Origin of the sequence: Amycolatopsis sp. NPDC051106 (assembly GCF_040682775.1) — a bacterium.
Classification (GTDB): domain Bacteria; phylum Actinomycetota; class Actinomycetes; order Mycobacteriales; family Pseudonocardiaceae; genus Amycolatopsis.
Window position 1 is genome coordinate 1 of record NZ_JBFBBQ010000207.1, and the last position, 1,327, is coordinate 1,327.

Consider the following 1,327-nt stretch of genomic DNA (forward strand, 5'->3'; position numbering starts at 1 on the left):
TGGGCTTGACCCGGTTTGGCGGACACCTCTGATCAGGGGCGGGAGCTCCTGGAAGGGATGTCCCTCATCATGGATCCCATGGCGAAGAAGAAGCCTCGTGCGCGGCAGCGACCTCGGCGGGTGTTCACCACGGAGTTCAAAGCCCAGATCGTCGATCTGGTGCAACGGGGCGAGCGGACGGTGCCGGAGGTGGTCCGGGACTTCGAGCTGACCGACTCGGTGGTCCGGAAGTGGATCGCTCAGGCCGAACGCGACGCCGGGACTCGCACCGACGGGCTGACCAGCGACGAGAAGGCCGAACTCGCCGCGCTGCGGCGGGAGAACAAACGGTTGCAGGAGGACGTGGAGATCCTCCGGCGAGCGACGGCTTTCTTCGCGCAGGAGACCCGGTGAACGTCTACCCGTTCATCGAGGCGGAGAACGCCAGCGGCGCAGGCACCGTCACCCGTGCCTGTGCCCTGCTCAAGGTCTCCCGTGCCGCCTACTACGCCCACCGCAACCCCAGCCCCTCCCCACGAGCCAGCGACGACGCCGCGCTGACCGAGAAAATCATCCTGGTGCACGAGCAGTCCCGCGGCACCTACGGCGCACCGCGGGTGCACGCCGAACTGCGGGCCCAAGGGCATCGGCATTCCCGCAAACGCGTCGCCCGGCTGATGCGTCAGGCCGGACGAGCGGGACGGGCACCGAAGCGATGGCGCACCACCACCGTCGCCGATCCTGCCGCCCCGGCCCGTCCGGACCTGATCACCCGCGACTTCACCTGCCACCCCGAGAACATCAACACGCGGTGGTGCGGGGACATCACCTACATCCCGACCTGGGAGGGCTGGCTGTATCTGGCCACCGTGATCGACCTCGCCTCCCGGCGGGTGGTCGGCTGGGCCACCGCCGATCACCTGCGCACCGACCTGATCGATGCGGCGTTGCGTGATGCGCTCACCCAGCGCCGCCCCGACCCCGGAGTAATCTTCCACTCCGACCGCGGCTGCCAATACACCTCGGCCCAGTTCGCCCGCACCGCCGCCGACGCCGGAGTCCGGCTCTCGGTCGGACGCAAAGGCCAATGCTGGGACAACGCGGTCGCCGAGTCGTTCTTCGCCACCATCAAAACCGAACTGCTCGACCGGCAGCCCTGGCCCACCAAAACCCAGGCCCACCAGGCGATCTTCAACTACATCGAAGGCTGGTACAACACCCGCCGCCGACACTCCAGCCTCAGCTATCTCAGTCCCCACGCCTACGAAACAACAGCCCAGCCGGCTACCACACCTGCGATAGCCTGAGCTAACTCATCAACCCTGTCCGCCCAAACGGGGCAAGCCCA

The 1,327-nt window shown here is 67.4% G+C and carries 2 protein-coding genes; both read left to right on the forward strand.

The features are described 5' to 3' along the window. Positions 1-78 precede the first annotated feature (78 nt). Positions 79-393: a transposase gene (locus tag AB0M83_RS48565; RefSeq protein ID WP_364529652.1), complete on the forward strand. Its 315-nt coding sequence runs from the start codon at positions 79-81 to the stop codon at positions 391-393. Further along, the gene (locus tag AB0M83_RS48570) at positions 390-1,286 is read left to right on the forward strand and encodes an IS3 family transposase (protein WP_364529655.1); all 897 of its coding nucleotides are present in this window, start codon (positions 390-392) and stop codon (positions 1,284-1,286) included. The genes AB0M83_RS48565 and AB0M83_RS48570 overlap by 4 nt, the downstream gene beginning before the upstream one ends. The last annotated feature ends 41 nt before the right edge of the window (positions 1,287-1,327 follow it).

Excerpts from the sequence above, each read along its gene's own strand:
- AB0M83_RS48565 (WP_364529652.1), top strand. The coding sequence starts at position 79 with ATGGCGAAGAAGAAGCCTCGTGCGCGGCAGCGACCTCGGCGGGTGTTC.